Genomic DNA, 21,322 nt, shown 5'->3' on the forward strand with positions numbered 1-21,322 from the left:
CACCCGTGACAACGATCACCCCCGACCCGGGGAACCGCCCCCCGGCACGCCCCTCACTTCGCTCCGAGAGGGGTACGCCCGGTACGCTCACCGCCGTGCCACACGCTGATCAGTCCCAAACCACCCAGAAGGGCGTTCCCGTGACCTATCCGGGACCGCCGCGGCCGGACCGGGTCTCGCCGACCTCGCTGACCGAGCTCGCAGGCCAGCTGGGCGTCGCCGACCCGGGCAGCGCGCAGATCACGGGCATCACGCACGACTCGCGCGCCGTCCGCCCGGGCGACGTCTACGCCGCGCTGCCCGGCGCCCGCATGCACGGCGCCGACTTCGTCGCGCAGGCCGCCGACCTCGGCGCCGCCGCGGTGCTCACCGACCCGACGGGTGCCGAGCGCGCGGCCGCCACCGGCCTGCCGGTCCTGGTCGTCGACGACCCGCGCGGCAGCATGGGCGAGCTCGCGGCGACGGTCTACGGCCACCCCGGCCGCGACCTCCTGCAGATCGGCATCACCGGCACGTCCGGCAAGACCACGACCGCGTACCTCATCGAGGGCGGCCTCAAGGGCGTGCGCTCGACCGGGCTCATCGGCACGGTCGAGATGCGCATCGGCGACGAGCGCATCAAGTCGGAGCGGACGACCCCCGAAGCCACCGACCTCCAGGCGCTGTTCGCGGTGATGCGCGAACGCGGCGTCGAGGCGGTCGCCATGGAGGTCTCCAGCCACGCCCTGGTGCTCGGCCGGGTGGACGGCTGCGTCTTCGACGTCGCCGTCTTCAACAACCTCAGCCCGGAGCACATGGAGTTCCACTCCGGCATGGAGGACTACTTCCAGGCCAAGGCGCAGCTGTTCACCGAGCGCCGCTCGCGCGTCGGAGTGGTCAACTTCGACGACGAGTACGGGCGCAGGCTCATCACCGAGTCGGAGGTGCCCGTCACCACCTTCTCCGCCGAGGGCCACCCCGACGCCGACTGGCGCGCCGAGGACGTCGAGGTCGGGCCGCTCGACTCGACGTTCGTGGCCGTCGGCCCCAAGGGTGAACGCGTCACCGCCAAGTCGCCGCTCGCGGGTCCCTTCAACGTCGCCAACACCCTCGCCGCGATCGTCTCGCTGGCCGTCGCGGGGATCGACCCGCAGCAGGCCGCCGACGGCGTCGCCGCGGTGCCCGGCGTCCCCGGCCGCCTGGAGCGCATCGACGCGGGCCAGCCCTACCTCGCCGTCGTCGACTACGCCCATAAGACCGACGCCGTCGAATCGGTCCTGCGCGCGCTGCGCAAGGTCACCGAGGGCAAGCTGCACATCGTGCTCGGCTGCGGCGGCGACCGCGACAAGACCAAGCGGATGCCGATGGGCGCGGCCGCGGCCCGCCTCGCCGACACCGCCGTACTGACGTCGGACAACCCGCGTGGCGAGGACCCCCTCGCGATCCTCGCCACGATGCTCGCCGGCGCCGCCGACGTGCCGGCCCACGAGCGCGGCGACGTCGCCGTCTTCGAGGACCGGGCCGCCGCCATCCGCGCCGCCGTCGTCCGCGCGAGGCCGGGCGACACCGTCCTGGTCGCGGGCAAGGGCCACGAGCAGGGACAGGACATCGCCGGGGTGGTGCGTCCCTTCGACGACCGCCAGGTGCTTCGCGAAGCTATCCAGCAAACCCAGGGATGAAGTTGTGATCGCCCTCTCCCTCGCCGAGATCGCCACCGTTGTCGGCGGGCAGACGTACGACATACCGGATCCGGCCGTCCAGGTCACAGGACCCGTCGTCCGGGACTCCCGTGAGGTGGAGCCCGGCAGCCTCTTCGTCGCCTTCGTCGGCGAGCGCGTCGACGGCCACGACTACGCGGCCGACGTGGTCGCCGCGGGCGCGGTCGCCGTGCTCGCCTCGCGGCCCGTCGGTGTGCCCGCCGTCGTCGTCGACGACGTGCAGGCGGCCCTCGGAGCCCTTGCGCGCCACGTCGTGGAGCGGCTCGGCGCCACCCTGGTGGCGCTGACGGGATCGGTCGGCAAGACCAGCTCCAAGGACCTCCTCGCGCAGGTACTCCAGCGCAAGGCGCCCACGGTCTTCACGCCGGGCTCGCTCAACAACGAGATCGGCCTGCCGCTGACCGCGCTCAGCGCCACCGACGAGACGCGCTTCCTCGTCCTCGAGATGGGAGCGCGCGGAATCGGCCACATCCGGTACCTCACCGGACTCACCCCGCCCAAGATCGGGCTCGTCCTGAACGTCGGCACCGCTCACATCGGCGAGTTCGGCGGCCGCGAGCAGATCGCGGTCGCGAAGGGTGAGCTGGTGGAGTCGCTGCCCGCGGACGGCGCCGCGATCCTCAACGCCGACGACCCGCTCGTCCGCGCCATGGCTTCCCGCACGAAGGCACGCGTCCTCCTCTTCGGGGAGTCCGACGACGCCGACGTACGGGCGGAAAATGTCCGGCTCACAGAGAACGGACAGCCTGCTTTTACGCTGCACACACCCTCCGGGTGCAGCGACGTGACCTTGCGGCTGTACGGTGAGCACCACGTGTCGAACGCGCTTGCCGCGGCCGCCGTCGCCCATGAGCTGGGCATGTCCGTGGACGAGATCGCCCTCGCGCTCTCCGAGGCGGGCACGCTGTCCCGCTGGCGGATGGAGGTCACCGAGCGCCCGGACGGCGTGACGGTCGTCAACGACGCCTACAACGCGAACCCCGAGTCCATGCGAGCCGCCCTGCGCGCGCTCGTGGCCATGGGCAAGGGACGTCGTACGTGGGCGGTGCTCGGCCACATGGCCGAGCTCGGGGACGAGGGGCTCGCCGAGCACGACGCGGTCGGACGCCTTGCCGTCCGGCTCAACGTGAGCAAGCTCGTGGCAGTCGGGGGCAGGGAAGCGTCCTGGCTCCAACTGGGCGCATACAACGAGGGTTCGTGGGGTGAGGAGTCGGTGCACGTGTCCGACGCACAGGCGGCGATCGACCTGCTGCGCAGCGAGCTGCGCCCGGGAGACGTCGTACTGGTGAAGGCGTCCAGATCGGTCGGTCTCGAGAAGGTCGCCACGGCGCTTCTCGACGACACCGCGGTGTCTTCTGAGGGGCAGGTCTCCGGCCGATGAGGCAGATCCTCTTCGCGGGTGTGATCGGGCTCTTCCTGACCCTGGTCGGTACCCCGCTGCTGATCAAGCTCCTGGCCCGCAAGGGCTACGGCCAGTTCATCCGGGACGACGGCCCGCGCGAGCACCACAGCAAGCGCGGTACGCCGACCATGGGTGGTATCGCCTTCATCCTGGCCACGCTCATCGCGTACTTCCTCACGAAGGTCATCACCGGCACGGAGACGACGCTCTCCGGCCTCCTGGTGCTCTTCCTGATGGCGGGCATGGGCCTCGTCGGCTTCCTCGACGACTACATCAAGATCGTCAAGCAGCGCTCGCTCGGTCTGCGCGCCAAGGCGAAGATGGCCGGTCAGCTGATCGTCGGCATCGGCTTCGCCGTGCTCGCGCTCAACTGGCCGGACAACCGCAACCAGACCCCGGCCTCCACCAAGCTGTCGTTCGTCACGGACTTCGGCTGGTCGATCGGCCCGGTCCTGTTCGTGGTCTGGGCGCTGTTCATGATCCTCGCGATGTCGAACGGCGTGAACCTCACCGACGGTCTGGACGGCCTCGCCACCGGCGCCTCCGTGATGGTCTTCGGCGCCTACACGTTCATCGGCGTCTGGCAGTACCAGGAGTCCTGTGCCAACGCGGTCACCCTGACCAACCCCCAGGCGTGCTTCGAGGTGAGAGACCCGCTCGACCTCGCGGTGGTCGCCTCCGCGCTCATGGGCGCCTGCTTCGGCTTCCTGTGGTGGAACACCTCGCCCGCCAAGATCTTCATGGGCGACACCGGCTCGCTGGCCCTCGGCGGCGCGCTCGCCGGCCTCGCGATCTGCTCGCGCACCGAGCTGCTCCTCGCGCTGCTCGGCGGCCTCTTCGTGATGATCACCATGTCGGTCGTCATCCAGGTCGGTTCGTTCAAGCTGACCGGCAAGCGCGTCTTCCGGATGGCACCGCTCCAGCACCACTTCGAACTCAAGGGGTGGTCCGAGGTCCTTGTGGTGGTCCGCTTCTGGATCATCCAGGGCATGTGCGTGATCGTCGGCCTCGGACTCTTCTACGCGGGATGGGCAGCCGAAAAGTGACCACTGTGTCCGAGTGGCAGGGCAAGAACATCACCGTCGCCGGTCTCGGCGTGAGCGGCATCAGTGCCGCCCGCGCCCTGGCCGGCCTCGGCGCGACGGTCACCGTCGTGGACGGCGGCTCCGGAGAGGCGCACCAGGAGCGTGCCGCCTCTCTGGAGGGCGAGGGCATCTCCGTACGTCTCGGAGACGCGCAGACGCTTCCCGCGGGCACCGACCTCGTGGTCACCTCGCCCGGCTGGAAGCCGTCGTCGCCGCTCTTCGCGGCGGCCGCGGACGCGGGCGTGGACGTCGTCGGCGACGTCGAGATCGCCTGGCGCCTGCGCGGCCCCGGCGCGGCACCCTGGCTCGCCATCACGGGCACCAACGGCAAGACGACGACCACACAGATGCTCGCCTCGATCCTGACGGCGGGCGGCCTGCGCACGGCGGCCGTCGGCAACATCGGCACCCCGATCGTGGACGTCATCCTGAAGGGCGACGACGCGTACGACGTGCTCGCCGTCGAGCTCTCCTCGTACCAGCTGCACTGGGCGCCCTCGGTGCGCGCCCACTCCGCGACGGTCCTCAACCTCGCGCCGGACCACCTGGACTGGCACGGCTCCATGGAGGCGTACGCCGCCGACAAGGGCCGGATCTACGAGGGCAACCGGGTCGCCTGCGTCTACAACGTCGCCGACAGGGCGACCGAGGATCTGGTCCGCGAGGCCGACGTCGAAGAGGGCTGCCGCGCCATCGGTTTCACGCTGAATGCGCCCGCGCCCTCGCAACTGGGCGTCGTGGACGGCATCCTGGTCGACCGTGCCTTCGTGCCGGACCGCCAGAAGCAGGCCCAGGAGCTCGCCGAGATCTCCGACGTCCAGCCGCCCGCGCCGCACAACATCGCCAACGCGCTGGCCGCCGCGGCCCTCGCCCGCGCCTTCGGCGTACAGGCGACGGCCGTCCGCGACGGCCTGCGGGCCTTCCGCCCCGACGCCCACCGCATCGAACACGTCGCCGACGTCGAGGGCGTCGCGTACGTCGACGACTCCAAGGCCACCAACACCCACGCCGCCGAGGCGTCGTTGGCGGCGTACGAGTCGATCGTCTGGATCGCGGGCGGACTCGCCAAGGGCGCCACCTTCGACGAACTCGTCGAGAACGCGGCGAAGCGGCTGCGCGGCGCCGTCCTCATCGGCGCCGACCGCGAGCTGATCCGCGAAGCCCTGGCGCGACACGCGCCCGAGGTCCCGGTCGTCGACCTCGACCGGACCGACACTGGGGCGATGTCCGAAGCGGTACGCCGGGCGGCGGATCTTGCCCAGCCGGGGGACACCGTGCTGATGGCTCCGGCCTGTGCGTCGATGGACATGTTCACCAACTACAACAAGCGTGGTGAAGCGTTCGCGGACGCCGTCCGCGAGCTCGGCTCCACGAGCGCCTGACCGGGCTTACCGCCCGGCGGGGCGCCGGGCACACCCTTGGGAGGGGAACGTGGCCAGGTCTTCCGTGCGGGTCGCCAGGCGACCGGCTCCGGTACGCGCCAGAGGAGCCTCCCAGCCTCCGGGCGAGAACGGGCCCAGGCGGCTCTACAACAGGGCCCGCAAGGCCTGGGACAGGCCGCTCACGGCGTACTACCTGATTTTCGGCAGCAGCCTGCTGATCACCGTGCTCGGCCTGGTGATGGTCTACTCGGCCTCGATGATCCAGGCGCTGCAGCTGAACCTGCCCGCCTCGTACTTCTTCCGCAAGCAGTTCGTGGCGGCCGTGCTCGGCACGATCCTGCTCCTGGTCGCCATGCGAATGCCGATCAAACTGCACCGGGCGCTCGCCTACCCGATCCTCGCGGTGACCGTCTTCCTGATGGCCCTCGTACAGATCCCGGGGATAGGGCGCAGCGTCAACGGCAACCAGAACTGGATCTACCTGGGCGGCCCGTTCCAGCTCCAGCCCAGTGAGTTCGGCAAGCTCGCCCTGGTCCTGTGGGGCGCCGACCTGCTCGCGCGCAAGCACGACAAACGGCTCCTGGCCCAGTGGAAGCACATGCTGGTGCCGCTCGTCCCCGTCGCCTTCATGCTGCTCGGACTCATCATGCTCGGCGGCGACATGGGCACGGCGATCATCCTCACCGCGATCCTCTTCGGGCTGCTCTGGCTGGCCGGAGCACCCACCCGGCTCTTCGCCGGCGTGCTCAGCATCGCGGCCCTGCTCGGTGTGATCCTCATCAAGACCAGCCCCAACCGCATGGCCAGGCTCGGCTGCATCGGTGCCACGGATCCCGGCCCCGGCGACCAGTGCTGGCAGGCCGTGCACGGCATCTATGCCCTGGCCTCCGGCGGATTCTTCGGTTCCGGACTCGGCGCGAGTGTGGAAAAATGGGGTCAACTGCCGGAACCGCACACCGACTTCATCTTCGCCATCACCGGGGAGGAACTCGGCCTGGCAGGGACACTGTCGGTGCTCGCCCTGTTCGCGGCTCTAGGCTATGCGGGTATCCGCGTGGCCGGACGCACGGAGGACCCCTTCGTACGGTATGCCGCGGGAGGCGTGACCACCTGGATCACGGCGCAGGCCGTGATCAACGTCGGTGCGGTGCTCGGTCTGCTGCCGATCGCCGGTGTCCCGCTCCCGCTGTTCTCCTACGGGGGTTCGGCCCTGCTGCCGACCATGTTCGCCATCGGACTCCTCATCGCCTTCGCGCGATCGGACCCGGCGGCGAAGGCGGCCCTGGCCATGCGGCAACCTCGGGTGAGATGGAACACGATGCGACGGCGCGTCACGACGCGTTCGTCCGGAGAGCGGTGAATTTCGGTGCATGTCGTACTCGCCGGTGGGGGGACCGCCGGCCACATCGAGCCCGCGCTCGCCCTCGCGGACGCCCTGCGGAGGCAGGACCCGACCGTGGGCATCACGGCCCTGGGCACGGAGCGTGGACTCGAGACCCGGCTCGTGCCCGAGCGGGGCTACGAACTCGCGCTGATCCCGGCCGTCCCGCTGCCGCGCAAGCCAACCCCTGAACTGATCACCGTCCCGGGGCGGCTGCGCGGCACCATCAAGGCGGCCGAGCAGATCCTGGAGCGCACCAAGGCGGACTGCGTCGTCGGCTTCGGCGGCTACGTGGCCCTGCCCGGCTACCTCGCGGCCAAGCGGACCGGGACGCCGATCGTCGTGCACGAGGCCAACGCGCGCCCCGGCCTCGCCAACAAGATCGGTTCGCGGTACGCCCACGGGGTGGCCGTCGCCACCCCCGACAGCAAGCTGCGCAACTCCCGCTACATCGGCATCCCGTTGCGGCACACCATCGCCACGCTCGACCGGGCCCGGGTCCGCCCGGAGGCGCGCGCCGCCTTCGGCCTCGACCCGAACCTGCCGACCCTACTCGTCTCCGGTGGCTCACAGGGCGCCCGGCGGCTCAACGAGGTCGTCCAGCAGGTCGCACCGGTCCTGCAGCGCGCGGGCATCCAGATCCTGCACGCGGTCGGCCCGAAGAACGAATTGCCGCAGGTGCAGCAGATGCCGGGGATGCCCCCCTACATCCCGGTACCGTACGTGGACCGGATGGACCTCGCGTACGCCGCTGCCGACATGATGCTCTGCCGCGCGGGCGCGATGACCGTGGCCGAACTCTCCGCCGTCGGGCTCCCCGCCGCCTACGTCCCGCTGCCGATCGGCAACGGCGAACAGCGGCTCAACGCCCAGCCGGTGGTCAAGGCCGGCGGCGGTCTGCTGGTCGACGACGCGGAACTGACGCCCGAGTGGGTCCAGGGCAATGTGCTGCCCGTGCTCGCCGACCCGCACCGGCTGTACGAGATGTCCCGCGCGGCCTCGGAGTTCGGCCGCAGGGACGCCGACGAGCTGCTCGTCGGCATGGTGTACGAGGCGATTGCGTCACGCCGCAACGCGTGAGAAGGCAGGGGACCGTGGCCGGACCGACCACCGCCGAACGGCAGCAGAGGAAGTCCGGCCCGCCCCGCCCGCAGCGCATCCGCCGCCTCCGGCTGCCGCGTTCGCGCACTGTGATCATCGTTTCGGTGCTCGCCGTGCTGCTCGGCGTCGGGGCGGTCTGGGTGCTCTACGGCTCGCAGTGGCTGCGTCTCGAGGACGTGAAGACGTCGGGAACCCGCGTTCTGACGCCCGAAGAAGTCCGCGAGGCGGCCGACGCCCCCGTCGGGACACCACTGATTTCGGTCGATACGGATGCGCTCGAAGACCGGCTGCGCTCAAAATTGCCCCGAATTGACTCGGTTGACGTCGTCCGCTCCTGGCCGCACGCAATCGGACTCAAAGTGACGGAACGCAAGCCGGTTCTCCTCATCGAAAAGGGCGGAAAGTTCGTCGAAGTGGACGCCAAGGGAGTGCGATTCGCCACGGTCGGACGCGCGCCCGGCGGAGTCCCGAAGCTCGAATTGCGGGTGGACCGGGACAGCGCGGCGGCCAGCCTGCGCCGCTTCGGCACCGACCGGCTGCTGCGCGAGGCGGTGCGGGTCGCCGGTGACCTGCCCGAAGCGGTCGCCCGCGATACCCGGAACGTCAAGGTCCGTTCGTACGACTCCATCTCGCTGGAGTTGAAGGGCGGACGGACCGTCGACTGGGGCAGCGGTGAGAAGGGGCCTTCCAAGGCCACTACCCTCACCGCGCTCATGAAAGCGGCACCCAAGGCACGGCACTTCGACGTGAGCGTCCCCACCGCCCCCGCATCGGCGGGCAGTTGACGCGTATCGTCGCAGGCCAGCACCCTGGTTCGGCAGCGCTACGGCTGATCACATAGGGTGAAAAGAAAAACGGGAGGTTCGGCGTGTTCGTTGAACGTGCGCCACTTGTCGACTTAGTGTCCTGTTCGGAAGAGTCCAAGGAACAGACACACTGGTAACCCTAAACTTCAGCGTTAGGGTTCGGGTCGGCGTTCGGACCGTCCCATTCGGCATCAGTCGTCGTATCGCGTCAGAGCGAAACGGCGACACGTAACTCGAGGCGAGAGGCCTTCGACGTGGCAGCACCGCAGAACTACCTCGCAGTCATCAAAGTCATCGGTGTCGGCGGCGGTGGTGTCAATGCCATCAACCGGATGATCGAGGTCGGTCTCAAGGGCGTCGAGTTCATCGCCATCAACACCGACGCGCAAGCCCTGTTGATGAGCGACGCCGACGTCAAGCTCGACGTGGGCCGTGAACTCACCCGCGGACTCGGCGCCGGCGCCAACCCGGCCGTCGGCCGCAAGGCCGCAGAGGACCACCGCGAGGAGATCGAGGAGGTCCTCAAGGGGGCCGACATGGTCTTCGTCACCGCCGGCGAAGGCGGCGGCACCGGCACCGGCGGCGCACCCGTCGTCGCCAACATCGCGCGCTCGCTCGGCGCCCTCACCATCGGCGTGGTCACCCGGCCCTTCACCTTCGAGGGCCGCCGCCGCGCCAACCAGGCCGAGGACGGCATCGCGGAGCTGCGCGAAGAGGTCGACACCCTCATCGTCATCCCCAACGACCGGCTCCTGTCCATCTCGGACCGCCAGGTCTCCGTCCTCGACGCCTTCAAGTCGGCGGACCAGGTCCTGCTCTCCGGTGTCCAGGGCATCACCGACCTCATCACCACGCCCGGCCTGATCAACCTCGACTTCGCCGACGTCAAGTCGGTCATGTCCGAGGCCGGTTCGGCTCTCATGGGCATCGGCTCGGCCCGCGGCGACGACCGCGCGGTGGCCGCGGCCGAGATGGCGATCTCCTCGCCGCTCCTCGAGGCGTCCATCGACGGCGCCCGCGGTGTGCTGCTCTCCATCTCCGGCGGCTCCGACCTCGGTCTCTTCGAGATCAACGAAGCGGCTCAGCTGGTCAGCGAGGCCGCGCACCCCGAGGCCAACATCATCTTCGGCGCCGTCATCGACGACGCGCTCGGCGACGAGGTCAGGGTCACCGTCATCGCGGCGGGCTTCGACGGCGGGCAGCCGCCGTCCAAGCGCGACAACGTCCTCAGCTCGGCATCGTCCGGCCAGGCCAAGCGGGAAGAGCCCGCGACGCCCGCCCGGCCTGCCGAATCGTCCCGCCCGGCCTTCGGCGGACTCGGCTCCGTCACCCCGCGCGACGAGCCCGCCACCCCGGAGCCCGCGGAGGCGGCACCAGTGAGCGAGACCCCGTCCGCGCCCTCGGCACCCCCGCAGGTTCCGCCGGCCCGTCCCTACCAGGACAGCCAGGCCGAAGAGCTGGACGTGCCGGACTTCTTGAAGTGATAAGCAAGCACAGCACCGCGAGCGGCGCGCACTTCGCCTTCACCGACAGGTGGGGTGGGGTGAGCGCCGTTCCGTACGAAGAGCTCAACCTGGGCGGCGCGGTCGGTGACGACCCCGAGGCCGTGCGCACCAACCGCACGCTCGCCGCCAAGTCCCTCGACCTCGACCCGGTCCGCGTCGTCTGGATGAACCAGGTGCACGGCCGCGATGTCGCGGTGGTCGAGGGGCCCTGGGGCACGGACGCCGAAATCCCGGCCGTCGACGCGGTGGTGACCGCCCGCAGGGGTCTCGCCCTCGCGGTCCTCACCGCCGACTGCACGCCCGTTCTGCTCGCCGACCCGGTCGCCGGGGTGGCGGCCGCGGCGCACGCGGGCCGTCCCGGCATGCTGGCGGGTGTCGTTCCCGCCGCCGTCGACGCCATGGTGGAACTCGGCGCCGAGCCCGGCCGCATCGTCGCCCGCACCGGTCCCGCGGTCTGCGGGCGTTGTTACGAAGTGCCGGAGGCGATGCGCGCCGACGCCGCCGCCGTCGAGCCCGCGGCGTACGCCGAGACGAGCTGGGGCACGCCCGCGGTCGACGTGACCGCCGGGGTGCACGCCCAGCTGGAGCGGCTCGGGGTGTGCGACCGGGAGCAGTCGCCGGTGTGCACCCTGGAATCCGGTGACCACTTCTCGTACCGCCGCGACCGGACCACCGGTCGTCTCGCGGGCTATGTCTGGCTGGACTGATAGGGCATGACGGAGCGAAAGTCCCAACTCGCCGCGAACCTCGCGCAGGTCGAGGAGCGCATCGCCGCGGCGTGCGCCGCGGCCGGGCGCAAGCGGGAAGAAGTGACCCTGATCGTGGTCACGAAGACCTATCCGGCGAGCGATGTGCGGATCCTGTCCGAACTCGGCGTGCGGCACGTCGCGGAGAACCGCGACCAGGACGCGGCGCCGAAGGCGGCAGAGTGCGCGGACCTGCCTCTCACCTGGCACTTCGTTGGTCAGTTGCAGACCAATAAGGTCCGTTCCGTGGTCGGTTATGCCGATGTGGTGCAGTCCGTTGATCGTCCCAAACTCGTCACATCTCTGTCGGCGGCCGCGGTGCGCGCGGAGCGCGAGCTCGGCTGTCTGATCCAGGTCGCGCTCGACGCGGAGGAGAACGGGCGGGGCGAGCGCGGGGGCGTGGGCCCGGGCGGAATCGAAGAGTTGGCCGGTCTCGTGGCCGGGGCGCCGGGGCTGCGGCTCGACGGTCTGATGACCGTCGCCCCGCTCACCGGGCCGTACGCGGGTCGGCAACAGGCGGCGTTCGAGCGGTTGATGGAATTCTCAACCCTCATGCGCGCGGCTCATCCTGCTGCGAACATGGTGTCGGCAGGGATGAGTGCGGACCTCGAACAGGCTGTTGCGGCCGGGGCGACACATGTGCGCGTCGGAACGGCGGTACTCGGAGTCCGACCCGGGCTCGGGTAACGTCGCCAAGAAGTCGGACCACAGCAGAAAATATGGTCATTCTCGCTGTTGGGCGGGGATACCTCGTGGATCGCGAGCAGTTGGTGACGACAGCCGATCCACCACAGAGCGGAGGACTCAGAGCATGGCCGGCGCGATGCGCAAGATGGCGGTCTACCTCGGCCTCGTGGAGGACGATGGGTACGACGGTCCGGGGTTCGACCCCGATGACGAGTTCGAACCCGAGCCGGAGCCGGAGCGTGACCGCAGGAGGCACGAACCGTCGCATCAGGCGCACCAGTCCCACCAGTCACAAAGGGACGAATCGGTGCGAGTGGTGCAGCCGCCCGCCCCGCGCGAGCCGGCGTCCCATTCCGCTTCGCCAGCCGCGGAATCCGGACGTCCGGCACGAATCGCCCCCGTGGCATCCATCACACCTGAACGCCAGAGCCTGGAGAAGAACGCACCGGTGATCATGCCCAAGGTCGTGTCCGAGCGGGAGCCCTACCGCATCACCACGTTGCACCCCCGGACCTACAACGAGGCCCGTACCATCGGGGAACACTTCCGTGAAGGCACTCCGGTGATCATGAATCTGACGGAGATGGACGACACGGACGCGAAGCGACTTGTCGACTTTGCCGCCGGTCTGGTCTTCGGCCTGCATGGCAGCATTGAGCGAGTGACGCAGAAGGTGTTCCTGTTGTCGCCTGCTAACGTCGATGTAACGGCGGAGGACAAGGCTCGCATCGCAGAGGGCGGGTTCTTCAACCAGAGCTGAGACGCAGTGATGCAGTAGTTGCCGTAGACGCAGTACCGGAACGACGAAGTACGAGTAACAGGGGAGAGGGAACCGCGAACATGAGCGTGGTCGTGCAGGTGCTTTACATCGCGCTGATGTGCTTCCTCATCGTGCTGATCTTCCGGCTGGTCATGGACTACGTCTTCCAGTTCGCCCGCTCATGGCAACCCGGCAAGCCGATGGTGGTCGTTCTGGAGGCCACCTACACTGTCACTGATCCACCGCTCAAGCTCCTGCGGCGGTTCATTCCGCCGCTGCGTCTCGGGGGCGTGGCGCTCGACCTGTCCTTCTTCGTGCTGATGATCATCGTCTACATCCTGATCCACATCGTGAGTCAGCTGTGATGAGTGCGATGTCTAATACGGTCTTGCCGAATGCCGACGACTACGTTGAGGTGAAGAGATGCCGTTGACCCCCGAGGACGTGCGGAACAAACAGTTCACGACCGTCCGCCTCCGAGAAGGCTATGACGAGGACGAGGTCGATGCCTTCCTCGATGAGGTCGAAGCCGAACTGACGCGGCTCCTCCGTGAGAACGAGGACCTGCGCGCCAAGCTCGCCGCGGCCACCCGTGCCGCCGCGCAGAACCAGCAGCAGGGCGGGATGCGCAAGGGCCCCGACGGGCCCGGCCCCCAGGACCAGCGCGGTCCCGGTGCCCCCGTGCCCGCCGCTATATCGGGTCCGCAGCCGGTCCCGCCGCAGCAGCAGATGGGTGGCCCCATGGGTGGCCCGCCGCAGCTGCCCGGTGGCGCTCCGCAGCTGCCCGCAGGCCCCAGTGGACACGGTCAGCAGGGCGGTCCGCAGGGTCAGGGACCGATGGGTCAGGGCCCGATGGGTCAGGGTCCGATGGGCGGCCCCATGGGCGGTCCGATGGGCGGTCACGGCCCGCAGATGCCGCAGCCCGGCCAGGGCCCCGGTGGCGACAGCGCCGCCCGTGTGCTCTCCCTTGCGCAGCAGACCGCCGACCAGGCGATCGCGGAGGCCCGTTCCGAGGCCAACAAGATCGTCGGCGAGGCCCGTTCGCGCGCCGAGGGTCTCGAGCGCGACGCCCGTGCCAAGGCCGACGCCCTGGAGCGGGACGCGCAGGAGAAGCACCGCGTCGCGATGGGCTCCCTGGAGTCCGCTCGCGCCACGCTGGAGCGCAAGGTCGAGGACCTGCGCGGCTTCGAGCGCGAGTACCGCACGCGTCTGAAGTCGTACCTGGAGTCGCAGCTGCGTCAGCTGGAGACCCAGGCCGACGACTCGCTGGCCCCGCCGCGCACCCCGGCCACCGCTTCGCTGCCGCCGTCCCCGGCGCCGTCGATGGCTCCGGCCGGTGCGGGTGCTCCGTCCTACGGTGGCCAGCAGTCGATGGGCGGCAACAACCAGCCCGCCGGCGGCCCGTCCTACGGCGGCCAGCAGCAGATGTCTCCCGCGATGACCCAGCCGATGGCGCCGGTGCGGCCGCAGGGCCCCGCCCCGATGCAGCAGGCTCCGTCGCCGATGCGCGGCTTCCTCATCGACGAGGACGACAACTGACGGGCGTGATCACGCCCTAGGCGTCGGCAGCGTTCAGGGCCGGGCCCCCAGAATTTCTGGGGGCCCGGCCCTTTTGTGTGCCTCGGGAGGCGGGGTGCGCAAAGGCCCGGTCCCGCCGAGATCATCGGCGGGACCGGGCCTTCGTACGAGCGCTTACGCCTTCGCTTACGCCTTGCGGAGGCGGAACGTCAGCTTCAGGGAGTCGTCCGTGAACGGCTGTCCGAACGTGTCGTCCGCCTCACCCTCCGAGAAGTCGGTCGCGAGGACCTCGTCCGCGATCAGCCCGGCGTGCTCGGCGAGGGCGGTGGCCACGGCCTCGTCCGCCGAGGTCCAGCGCAGGGCGATCCGGTCCGCGACGTCCAGGCCGCTGTTCTTGCGGGCCTCCTGGATCAGGCGGATCGCGTCACGGGCCAGTCCTGCCCGGCGCAGCTCCTCGGTGATCTCCAGGTCCAGGGCGACCGTGGCTCCGGACTCGGACGCCACCGACCAGCCCTCGCGCGGGGTCTCCGTGATGATGACCTCGTCCGGGGCCAGCGTCACCGTCTCGCCGTCGACCTCGACGGAGGCCGTGCCCTCGCGCAGGGCGAGGGACAGGGCGGCGGCGTCCGTCTCGGCGACGGCCTTGGCGACCGCCTGGACGCCCTTGCCGAACCGCTTGCCGAGCGCACGGAAGTTCGCCTTGGCCGTGGTGTCGACCAGTGAACCGCCGACTTCGGAGAGCGATGCCAGCGAGGAGACGTTGAGCTCCTCGGTGATCTGGGCGTGCAGCTCCGGGTTGAGGGACTCGAAGCCCGTCGCCGCGATCAGTGCGCGGGACAGCGGCTGGCGGGTCTTGACGCCCGACTCCGCGCGCGTGGCCCGGCCGAGCTCGACGAGACGGCGTACGAGAACCATCTGCTGGGACAGGTCCGGGTCGATGGCGGAGAGGTCCGCCTCCGGCCAGGTGGAGAGGTGCACCGACTCCGGGGCGTCCGGCGTCACGGGCACGATCAGGTCCTGCCAGACGCGCTCGGTGATGAACGGCGTCAGCGGGGCCAGCAGGCGTGTGACCGTCTCGACGACCTCGTGCAGGGTGCGCAGCGCCGCTTTGTCGCCCTGCCAGAAGCGGCGGCGGGAGCGGCGCACGTACCAGTTCGAGAGGTTGTCGACGAAGACGGACAGGAGCTTGCCCGCACGCTGGGTGTCGTAGCTCTCCAGGGCCTGGGTGACCTGGTCGGTGAGCGCGTGCAGCTCGCTGAGCAGCCAGCGGTCCAGGAGCGGGCGGTCGGCGGGCGCCGGGTCGGCGTCGCTGGGGGCCCACTTCGACGTACGGGCGTAGAGCGCCTGGAAGGCGACCGTGTTCCAGTACGTGAGGAGGGTCTTGCGGACGACTTCCTGGATGGTGCCGTGGCCCACGCGGCGGGCCGCCCAGGGGGAGCCGCCTGCCGCCATGAACCAGCGGACCGCGTCGGCGCCGTGCTGGTCCATGAGCGGGACCGGGTCCAGGGTGTTGCCCAGGTGCTTGGACATCTTGCGGCCGTCCTCGGCGAGGATGTGGCCGAGGCAGACCACGTTCTCGTAGGACGACTTGTCGAAGACCAGGGTGCCGACGGCCATCAGCGTGTAGAACCAGCCGCGGGTCTGGTCGATGGCCTCCGAGATGAACTGCGCGGGGTAGCGGCTCTCGAAGAGCTCCTTGTTCTTGTGCGGGTAGCCCCACTGCGCGAACGGCATCGAGCCCGAGTCGTACCAGGCGTCGATGACCTCCGGCACGCGCGTGGCCGTCGCTCCGCAGCCGTCCTGCGGGCAGGCGAAGGTGACCGCGTCGATGAACGGTCGGTGCGGGTCGAGGTCCGACTGGTCGGTGCCCGTCAGGTCGGAGAGCTCGGCGCGGGAGCCGACACAGGTGAGGTGGTCCTCCTCGCAGCGCCAGATGGGCAGCGGGGTGCCCCAGTAGCGGTTGCGGGACAGCGCCCAGTCGACGTTGTTGGTCAGCCAGTCGCCGAAGCGGCCGTGCTTGACCGACTCCGGGAACCAGTTGGTCTTCTCGTTCTCCTGGAGGAGGCGGTCCTTGATGGCCGTGGTGCGGATGTACCAGGACGGCTGCGCGTAGTAGAGCAGGGCCGTGTGGCAGCGCCAGCAGTGCGGGTAACTGTGCTCGTAGGCGATGTGCTTGAAGAGCAGGCCGCGGTCGTCGAGGTCCTTGGTCAGGCTTTCGTCGGCCTTCTTGAAGAAGACACCGCCGACGAGCGGGACGTCCTCCTCGAAGGTGCCGTCCGGGCGGACCGGGTTCACGACCGGCAGGCCGTACGCACGGCAGACCTTGAGGTCGTCCTCACCGAAGGCGGGGGACTGGTGGACGAGACCGGTGCCGTCCTCCGTCGTCACGTACTCGGCGTTCACGACGTAGTGCGCCGGGGCCGGGAACTCGACGAGGCCGAAGGGACGTTGGTAGTTCCAGCGCTCCATCTCGGCGCCGGTGAAGGTCTCGCCGGTGGTCTCCCATCCCTCGCCGAGGGCCTTCTCGACGAGCGGCTGGGCGACGACCAGCTTCTCCTTGCCGTCCGTCGCGACGACGTAGGTGACGTCGGGGTGCGCGGCGACGGCGGTGTTGGAGACGAGGGTCCAGGGGGTCGTCGTCCAGACCAGGAGGGCGGCTTCGCCCGCGAGGGGACCGGAGGTGAGGGGGAAACGGACGTAGACGGACGGGTCGACGACCGTCTCGTAGCCCTGCGCCAGCTCGTGGTCCGAGAGGCCGGTGCCGCAGCGCGGGCACCAGGGGGCGACGCGGTGGTCCTGGACGAGGAGGTCCTTGTTGAAGATCTCCTTCAGCGACCACCAGACCGAGTCGACGTACTCGGGGTTCATCGTGCGGTACGCGTCGTCGAGGTCGACCCAGTACCCCATGCGGGTCGTGAGCTCGGCGAAGGCGTCGGTGTGCCGGGTCACGGACTCGCGGCACTTGGCGTTGAACTCGGCGATGCCGTACGCCTCGATGTCCTTCTTGCCGTTGAACCCGAGCTCCTTCTCGACCGCGAGCTCCACGGGGAGGCCGTGGCAGTCCCAGCCGGCCTTGCGGGCCACGTGGTAGCCCCGCATGGTGCGGAAGCGCGGGAAGACGTCCTTGAAGACGCGGGCCTCGATGTGGTGGGCGCCCGGCATGCCGTTGGCGGTGGGCGGGCCTTCGTAGAACACCCACTCGGGGCGGCCCTCGGACTGCTCGAGGCTGCGGGCGAAGATCTTCTGCTCGCGCCAGAAGTCGAGCACGGCGTGTTCGAGGGCGGGCAGGTCGACCTGGGCGGGCACCTGACGGTACTGCGGCGGCGTATTCAACGAGTCCTCCGGCGGATGTGCTGCCTTCCGTCGGAGGGACGAGAGCTGTGTGCGCCTGGTGCGGCGCGCTCCCGCGGTACCACCCTCCTTGGCCCTCCGGCGCGGGGTTCGCACCGGTGAGCCCCCTCATTGGGGTCGCGATACCGGGTCTACTGGCCTCGGCTGGGGTGCTCCGGCGTTCTTCCGGCGGCTCCGGGGTGATCTTCACGTCGTGCCGGCCCCCGGGCTCGCACCGTCCCCGGGTCGCTCATGGCTGCGTGCGCCGCTACTCGTCCCCATCCACGCTTCTCGCTGCCGTCCAGTGTACGGCGCGCGGGGAGGGGGCTCCGACCGGTTTTTCGGGAGCCGCGGGGCGGGCGGCGGAGGAGGCGGTGACTGACCCGAATGGCGACATGCGGGGCGAGCGGTTCCGGGCGCGTTCCGTCCTGCGGATTACCCGGCAGGGAGTTGGGCACAACGCATGCAGACTCGCCGCGCGGCACCCGTGGGGCGGGGGGATCGGGCGGCGTGCCCCGTTGCCGCGGGCCTGGAGTCGATTTATCGTCCCAGCACGATTCGCGAGCAAGATCACAATATGTGAAGGGGCCGCGGCCATGGTGGCGAAGAAGACCGCCGTACAGCAGTCGGCGTCCGGCAGATCCACAGGCGCGGCCGCGGGGACGGCCAAGGATGTGAGCGGCAAGAAGACGGCGACGAAGAAGGCGCCGTCCAAGTCGTCGACCGCGGCGAGCGCCCCGGCCGCCGGGGCGACGAAGGGAGGGGCCTCCAAGCGCGCGGCCTCCAAGACCACGGCGGCCGAATCCGAGGCCTCCAAGGGCGCCGCTGTCGACGCACCGGCCAAGAAGGCGGCGGCCAAGAAGGCCACCGCCAAGAAGGCCGCCAGCGAGGCGGGCGGTGCGGAGGTGGGCGCTCCGGATGCCGGGGGCGGCGAGCACGCGCCTGCGGAGAAGTCGGCCGCGAAGAAGAGCACCGCGCACAAGAGCACAGGGCAAGCGAGCGCCGGGCAAGAGGGCACCGCGCAAGCGAGCACCGGGCAAGAGACCAGCGCGCAGAAACGTACGGCCAAGAAGAGCGCCGCGCACAAGAGCACAGCCAAGAAGAGCACGGCCAAGAAGACGGTCGCGTCCGCGGCCGACGGTGCGGCTGAGGCCGCGGAGACGACGGGAGCCACGACGGTGGTTGCGAAGAAGACTCCGGGCACGGCGACAGCAGCGAAGCAGCCGACGGCCGTGCCCAAGGCACGCGCCGCCGCGGCGGAGCCCGGCGAGCTCGCGGTCCGGCCCGGCGAGGACCCCTGGACCCCGGCAGAGGTCACCGAGGCCCGCACGGAGCTGCAGAGCGAGGCGCTGCGCCTCGGCAGCGAGATCGCGGCCTCCGAGGACGCCCTGGCGGGGCTGATGCGGGACTCCGGAGACGGGGCGGGCGACGACGACGCGGACACGGGCACGAAGAACATCACGCGGGAGCACGAGATGGCGCTGGCCGCCAACGCGCGCGAGATGCTCCTGCAGACCGAGCGCGCCCTGGAGCGACTCGACGCGGGGACGTACGGCCTCTGCGAGAACTGCGGCAACGCGATCGGCAAGGCGCGGATGCAGGCCTTCCCGCGCGCGACCCTGTGCGTGGAGTGCAAGCAGAAGCAGGAACGCCGCTACTGAGCACGGCCTGGGCACCGGGGACCGTACGTGTGTGCCGTACTCTCGTCCCCAGTCAGGTACCTAGGTTGAGGGACTCACGTGGCAGAGGCGGAGCGCATCATCGGTACGCCGGACATCCCTGAAGCGGCCGGGGACGGGCCGGAGCAGTCCGGTCCGGACTCCGAGGGCAAGGCGGCGGCCGAGAAGGACGGGCAGCGGGCCGAGCCCCAGGCCGAGGGTGAAGGCGTGCCCGAGGCCGACGCCGGGAGCGCGGGCAAGGGCAAGCGCAAGATCGCCGTGCTCTTCGCGGTGGCCGTCGTTGCGTACGCCTTCGACCTGATCAGCAAGATGATCGTGGTCGCCAAGCTGGAGCACCACGAGCCGATCGAACTCGTCGGCGAGTGGCTCCGCCTCTCCGCGATCCGGAACGCTGGTGCGGCCTTCGGCTTCGGCGAGGCCTTCACCATCATCTTCACGTGTATCGCCGCGGCGGTCATCGTGGTGATCGCGCGGCTCGCCCGCAAGCTGTACAGCCTGCCGTGGGCGATCGCCCTCGGCCTGCTGCTCGGCGGCGCCCTGGGCAACCTCACCGACCGCCTCTTCCGCGCGCCCGGCGTCTTCGAGGGCGCGGTCGTCGACTTCATCGCCCCGAAGGGTTTCGCGGTGTTCAACCTCGCGGACTCGGCGATCGTCTGCGGCGGCATCCTGATCGTGCTGCTCTCCTTCCGCGGCCTGGACCCGGACGGCACCGTCCACAAGGACTGAGAGCCTGTGTCACAGCCCCGGCGGGAACCCTGTGGTGCGGGAGTGTCGGTGCGCTCCTGCATACTCAATGGGTGAGCACGATTCCCGAGATCCGTACCCTGCCCGTGCCGGACGGCCTGGAGGGCGAGCGCGTCGACGCCGCCATCTCGCGCATGTTCGGGTTCTCCCGTACGAAGGCCGCCGAGCTCGCCGCGGCGGGGAAGGTCTCGGTCGACGGCTCGGTGGTCGGCAAGTCCGAGAGGGTGCACGGCGGCGCCTGGCTGGAAGTGGAGATGCCGCAGGCGCCCGCTCCGGTGCAGATCGTCGCCGAGCCCGTCGAGGGCATGGAGATCGTGCATGACGACGACGACATCGTCGTGATCGTCAAGCCGGTCGGCGTGGCCGCGCACCCCAGCCCCGGCTGGACGGGCACGACCGTGATCGGCGGCCTCGCGGCGGCCGGATACCGGATCTCCACCTCCGGTGCCGCCGAGCGCCAGGGCATCGTGCACCGCCTGGACGTGGGCACCTCCGGTCTCATGGTCGTCGCCAAGTCCGAGCGTGCGTACACCTCCCTGAAGCGCCAGTTCAAGGAGCGCACGGTCGACAAGCGCTACAACGCGCTGGTCCAGGGCCATCCCGACCCGATGAGCGGCACCATCGACGCCCCCATCGGCCGCCACCCGAACCACGACTACAAGTGGGCGGTCACCGCCGAGGGCAAGCCCTCCGTGACGCACTACGACCTCATCGAGGCCTTCCGCGCCGCCTCCCTGCTCGACATCAAGCTGGAGACGGGCCGCACGCACCAGATCCGCGTGCACATGTCGGCCCACCGGCACCCGTGCGTGGGCGACCTGACGTACGGCGCGGACCCGACCCTCGCCAAGCGCCTCGGCCTCACCCGCCAGTGGCTGCACGCGGTCCGGCTCGGCTTCGAGCACCCGGGCGACGGCCAGTGGGTGGAGTACGAGAGCGGCTATCCCGAGGACCTCCAGAAGGCGCTGGACCGCGTCCGGGCGGAGAGCTCGTGACCGGTGTGACGATCCGGGTCGCCGAGCACACCGACGACGTGGAGGCCTGCTTCGCCGTCCGCAAGGACGTCTTCGTGACCGAGCAGCAGGTCCCCGAAGAGCTGGAGTACGACGAGTACGACGCCCGGGCCGTGCACGTCCTGGCCGTCCGCGAGGACGGCGTTCCGCTGGGCACCGGCCGGCTCCTGACCGGATCCGCCGCGGCCGCCAAGAACGGCGGGGACACCACCGTCGGCGCGCTCGGCAGGCTCGCGGTGACACGGGCGGCGCGCGGACTCGGCGTGGGCGCCGCCCTGGTCCGGGCCATCGAGGACACGGCACGCGCGCGTGGCCTGAGCGCGGTCGACCTGCACGCGCAGACGCACGCCCTGGGTTTCTACGAACGCCTCGGGTACGAGGTGTACGGCCCGGTGTTCCCCGACGCCGGCATTCCGCACCGCGCGATGCGGAAGTCACTGACCTGACGAGTGCGCTGCTCCGGTTGACGGTGACGGCGTGGCAGGG

The 21,322-nt window shown here is 70.1% G+C and carries 18 protein-coding genes; 17 read left to right on the plus strand and 1 reads right to left on the minus strand.

The window, feature by feature from the left end; translation table 11 throughout:
* The first annotated feature begins 5 nt into the window (after positions 1–5).
* The 13 genes from AC07DO_RS05150 (at position 6) to AC07DO_RS05210 (ending at position 14,091) form a co-directional block, all read left to right on the plus strand.
* Positions 6–1,658, plus strand: coding sequence for a UDP-N-acetylmuramoyl-L-alanyl-D-glutamate--2,6-diaminopimelate ligase (locus AC07DO_RS05150; RefSeq protein WP_479057162.1), 1,653 nt, complete (start codon positions 6–8; stop codon positions 1,656–1,658).
* Positions 1,659–1,662: 4 nt separating this feature from the next.
* Complete coding sequence (locus tag AC07DO_RS05155; RefSeq protein ID WP_479057164.1) at positions 1,663–3,078, plus strand: UDP-N-acetylmuramoyl-tripeptide--D-alanyl-D-alanine ligase; 1,416 nt, start codon at positions 1,663–1,665, stop codon at positions 3,076–3,078.
* Positions 3,075–4,145 (plus strand): phospho-N-acetylmuramoyl-pentapeptide-transferase, encoded by a 1,071-nt coding sequence (mraY, locus tag AC07DO_RS05160; protein ID WP_055565239.1) that lies wholly within the window; start codon positions 3,075–3,077, stop codon positions 4,143–4,145. The genes AC07DO_RS05155 and mraY overlap by 4 nt, the downstream gene beginning before the upstream one ends.
* Complete coding sequence (gene murD / locus AC07DO_RS05165; RefSeq protein WP_479057167.1) at positions 4,127–5,566, plus strand: UDP-N-acetylmuramoyl-L-alanine--D-glutamate ligase; 1,440 nt, start codon at positions 4,127–4,129, stop codon at positions 5,564–5,566. Before mraY ends, murD begins: the two co-directional genes overlap by 19 nt.
* 64 nt (positions 5,567–5,630) lie before the next feature.
* Positions 5,631–6,926: a putative lipid II flippase FtsW gene (gene ftsW / locus AC07DO_RS05170; protein ID WP_479057530.1), complete on the plus strand. Its 1,296-nt coding sequence runs from the start codon at positions 5,631–5,633 to the stop codon at positions 6,924–6,926.
* Between the two features lie 6 nt (positions 6,927–6,932).
* Positions 6,933–8,027, plus strand: a complete 1,095-nt coding sequence (gene murG / locus AC07DO_RS05175; protein WP_055565236.1) for an undecaprenyldiphospho-muramoylpentapeptide beta-N-acetylglucosaminyltransferase — start codon at positions 6,933–6,935, stop codon at positions 8,025–8,027.
* Between the two features lie 14 nt (positions 8,028–8,041).
* Positions 8,042–8,833 (plus strand): cell division protein FtsQ/DivIB, encoded by a 792-nt coding sequence (locus AC07DO_RS05180; protein ID WP_479057169.1) that lies wholly within the window; start codon positions 8,042–8,044, stop codon positions 8,831–8,833.
* Between the two features lie 275 nt (positions 8,834–9,108).
* A complete protein-coding gene (gene ftsZ, locus AC07DO_RS05185) occupies positions 9,109–10,338 on the plus strand; it encodes a cell division protein FtsZ (RefSeq protein ID WP_479057171.1) in 1,230 nt (409 codons plus the stop codon).
* A complete protein-coding gene (pgeF, locus tag AC07DO_RS05190) occupies positions 10,335–11,066 on the plus strand; it encodes a peptidoglycan editing factor PgeF (RefSeq protein WP_479057173.1) in 732 nt (243 codons plus the stop codon). The genes ftsZ and pgeF overlap by 4 nt, the downstream gene beginning before the upstream one ends.
* Positions 11,067–11,072: 6 nt before the next feature.
* Positions 11,073–11,792 carry a YggS family pyridoxal phosphate-dependent enzyme gene (locus AC07DO_RS05195; RefSeq protein ID WP_479057175.1) on the plus strand — a complete coding sequence of 240 codons (720 nt, stop codon included), beginning with the start codon at positions 11,073–11,075 and terminating at the stop codon, positions 11,790–11,792.
* Between the two features lie 124 nt (positions 11,793–11,916).
* Positions 11,917–12,552 carry a cell division protein SepF gene (locus tag AC07DO_RS05200; RefSeq protein WP_479057177.1) on the plus strand — a complete coding sequence of 212 codons (636 nt, stop codon included), beginning with the start codon at positions 11,917–11,919 and terminating at the stop codon, positions 12,550–12,552.
* An 80-nt stretch (positions 12,553–12,632) separates the two neighbouring features.
* Entirely contained in the window at positions 12,633–12,917 is a 285-nt protein-coding gene (locus AC07DO_RS05205; RefSeq protein ID WP_150166801.1) for a YggT family protein, read from the plus strand.
* A 58-nt stretch (positions 12,918–12,975) separates the two neighbouring features.
* The gene (locus tag AC07DO_RS05210) at positions 12,976–14,091 is read left to right on the plus strand and encodes a DivIVA domain-containing protein (RefSeq protein WP_479057179.1); all 1,116 of its coding nucleotides are present in this window, start codon (positions 12,976–12,978) and stop codon (positions 14,089–14,091) included.
* A 165-nt stretch (positions 14,092–14,256) separates the two neighbouring features.
* Here AC07DO_RS05210 and ileS read toward each other — a convergent pair whose 3' ends face one another.
* Positions 14,257–17,403, minus strand: a complete 3,147-nt coding sequence (gene ileS, locus AC07DO_RS05215) for an isoleucine--tRNA ligase (RefSeq protein ID WP_479057182.1) — start codon at positions 17,401–17,403, stop codon at positions 14,257–14,259.
* A 593-nt stretch (positions 17,404–17,996) separates the two neighbouring features.
* On the opposite strand from ileS, the gene AC07DO_RS05220 reads away from it, so the two are divergent.
* The 4 genes from AC07DO_RS05220 (at position 17,997) to AC07DO_RS05235 (ending at position 21,282) form a co-directional block, all read left to right on the plus strand.
* Entirely contained in the window at positions 17,997–19,061 is a 1,065-nt protein-coding gene (locus AC07DO_RS05220) for a TraR/DksA family transcriptional regulator (protein ID WP_479057184.1), read from the plus strand.
* Between the two features lie 78 nt (positions 19,062–19,139).
* Positions 19,140–19,805, plus strand: a complete 666-nt coding sequence (lspA, locus tag AC07DO_RS05225; RefSeq protein ID WP_479057186.1) for a signal peptidase II — start codon at positions 19,140–19,142, stop codon at positions 19,803–19,805.
* Positions 19,806–19,876: 71 nt separating this feature from the next.
* Positions 19,877–20,818, plus strand: coding sequence for an RluA family pseudouridine synthase (locus AC07DO_RS05230; RefSeq protein WP_268770698.1), 942 nt, complete (start codon positions 19,877–19,879; stop codon positions 20,816–20,818).
* Entirely contained in the window at positions 20,815–21,282 is a 468-nt protein-coding gene (locus tag AC07DO_RS05235) for a GNAT family N-acetyltransferase (protein WP_479057189.1), read from the plus strand. The genes AC07DO_RS05230 and AC07DO_RS05235 overlap by 4 nt, the downstream gene beginning before the upstream one ends.
* The last annotated feature ends 40 nt before the right edge of the window (positions 21,283–21,322 follow it).

The sequence above is a fragment of the Streptomyces sp. NPDC045678 genome (assembly GCF_056432085.1).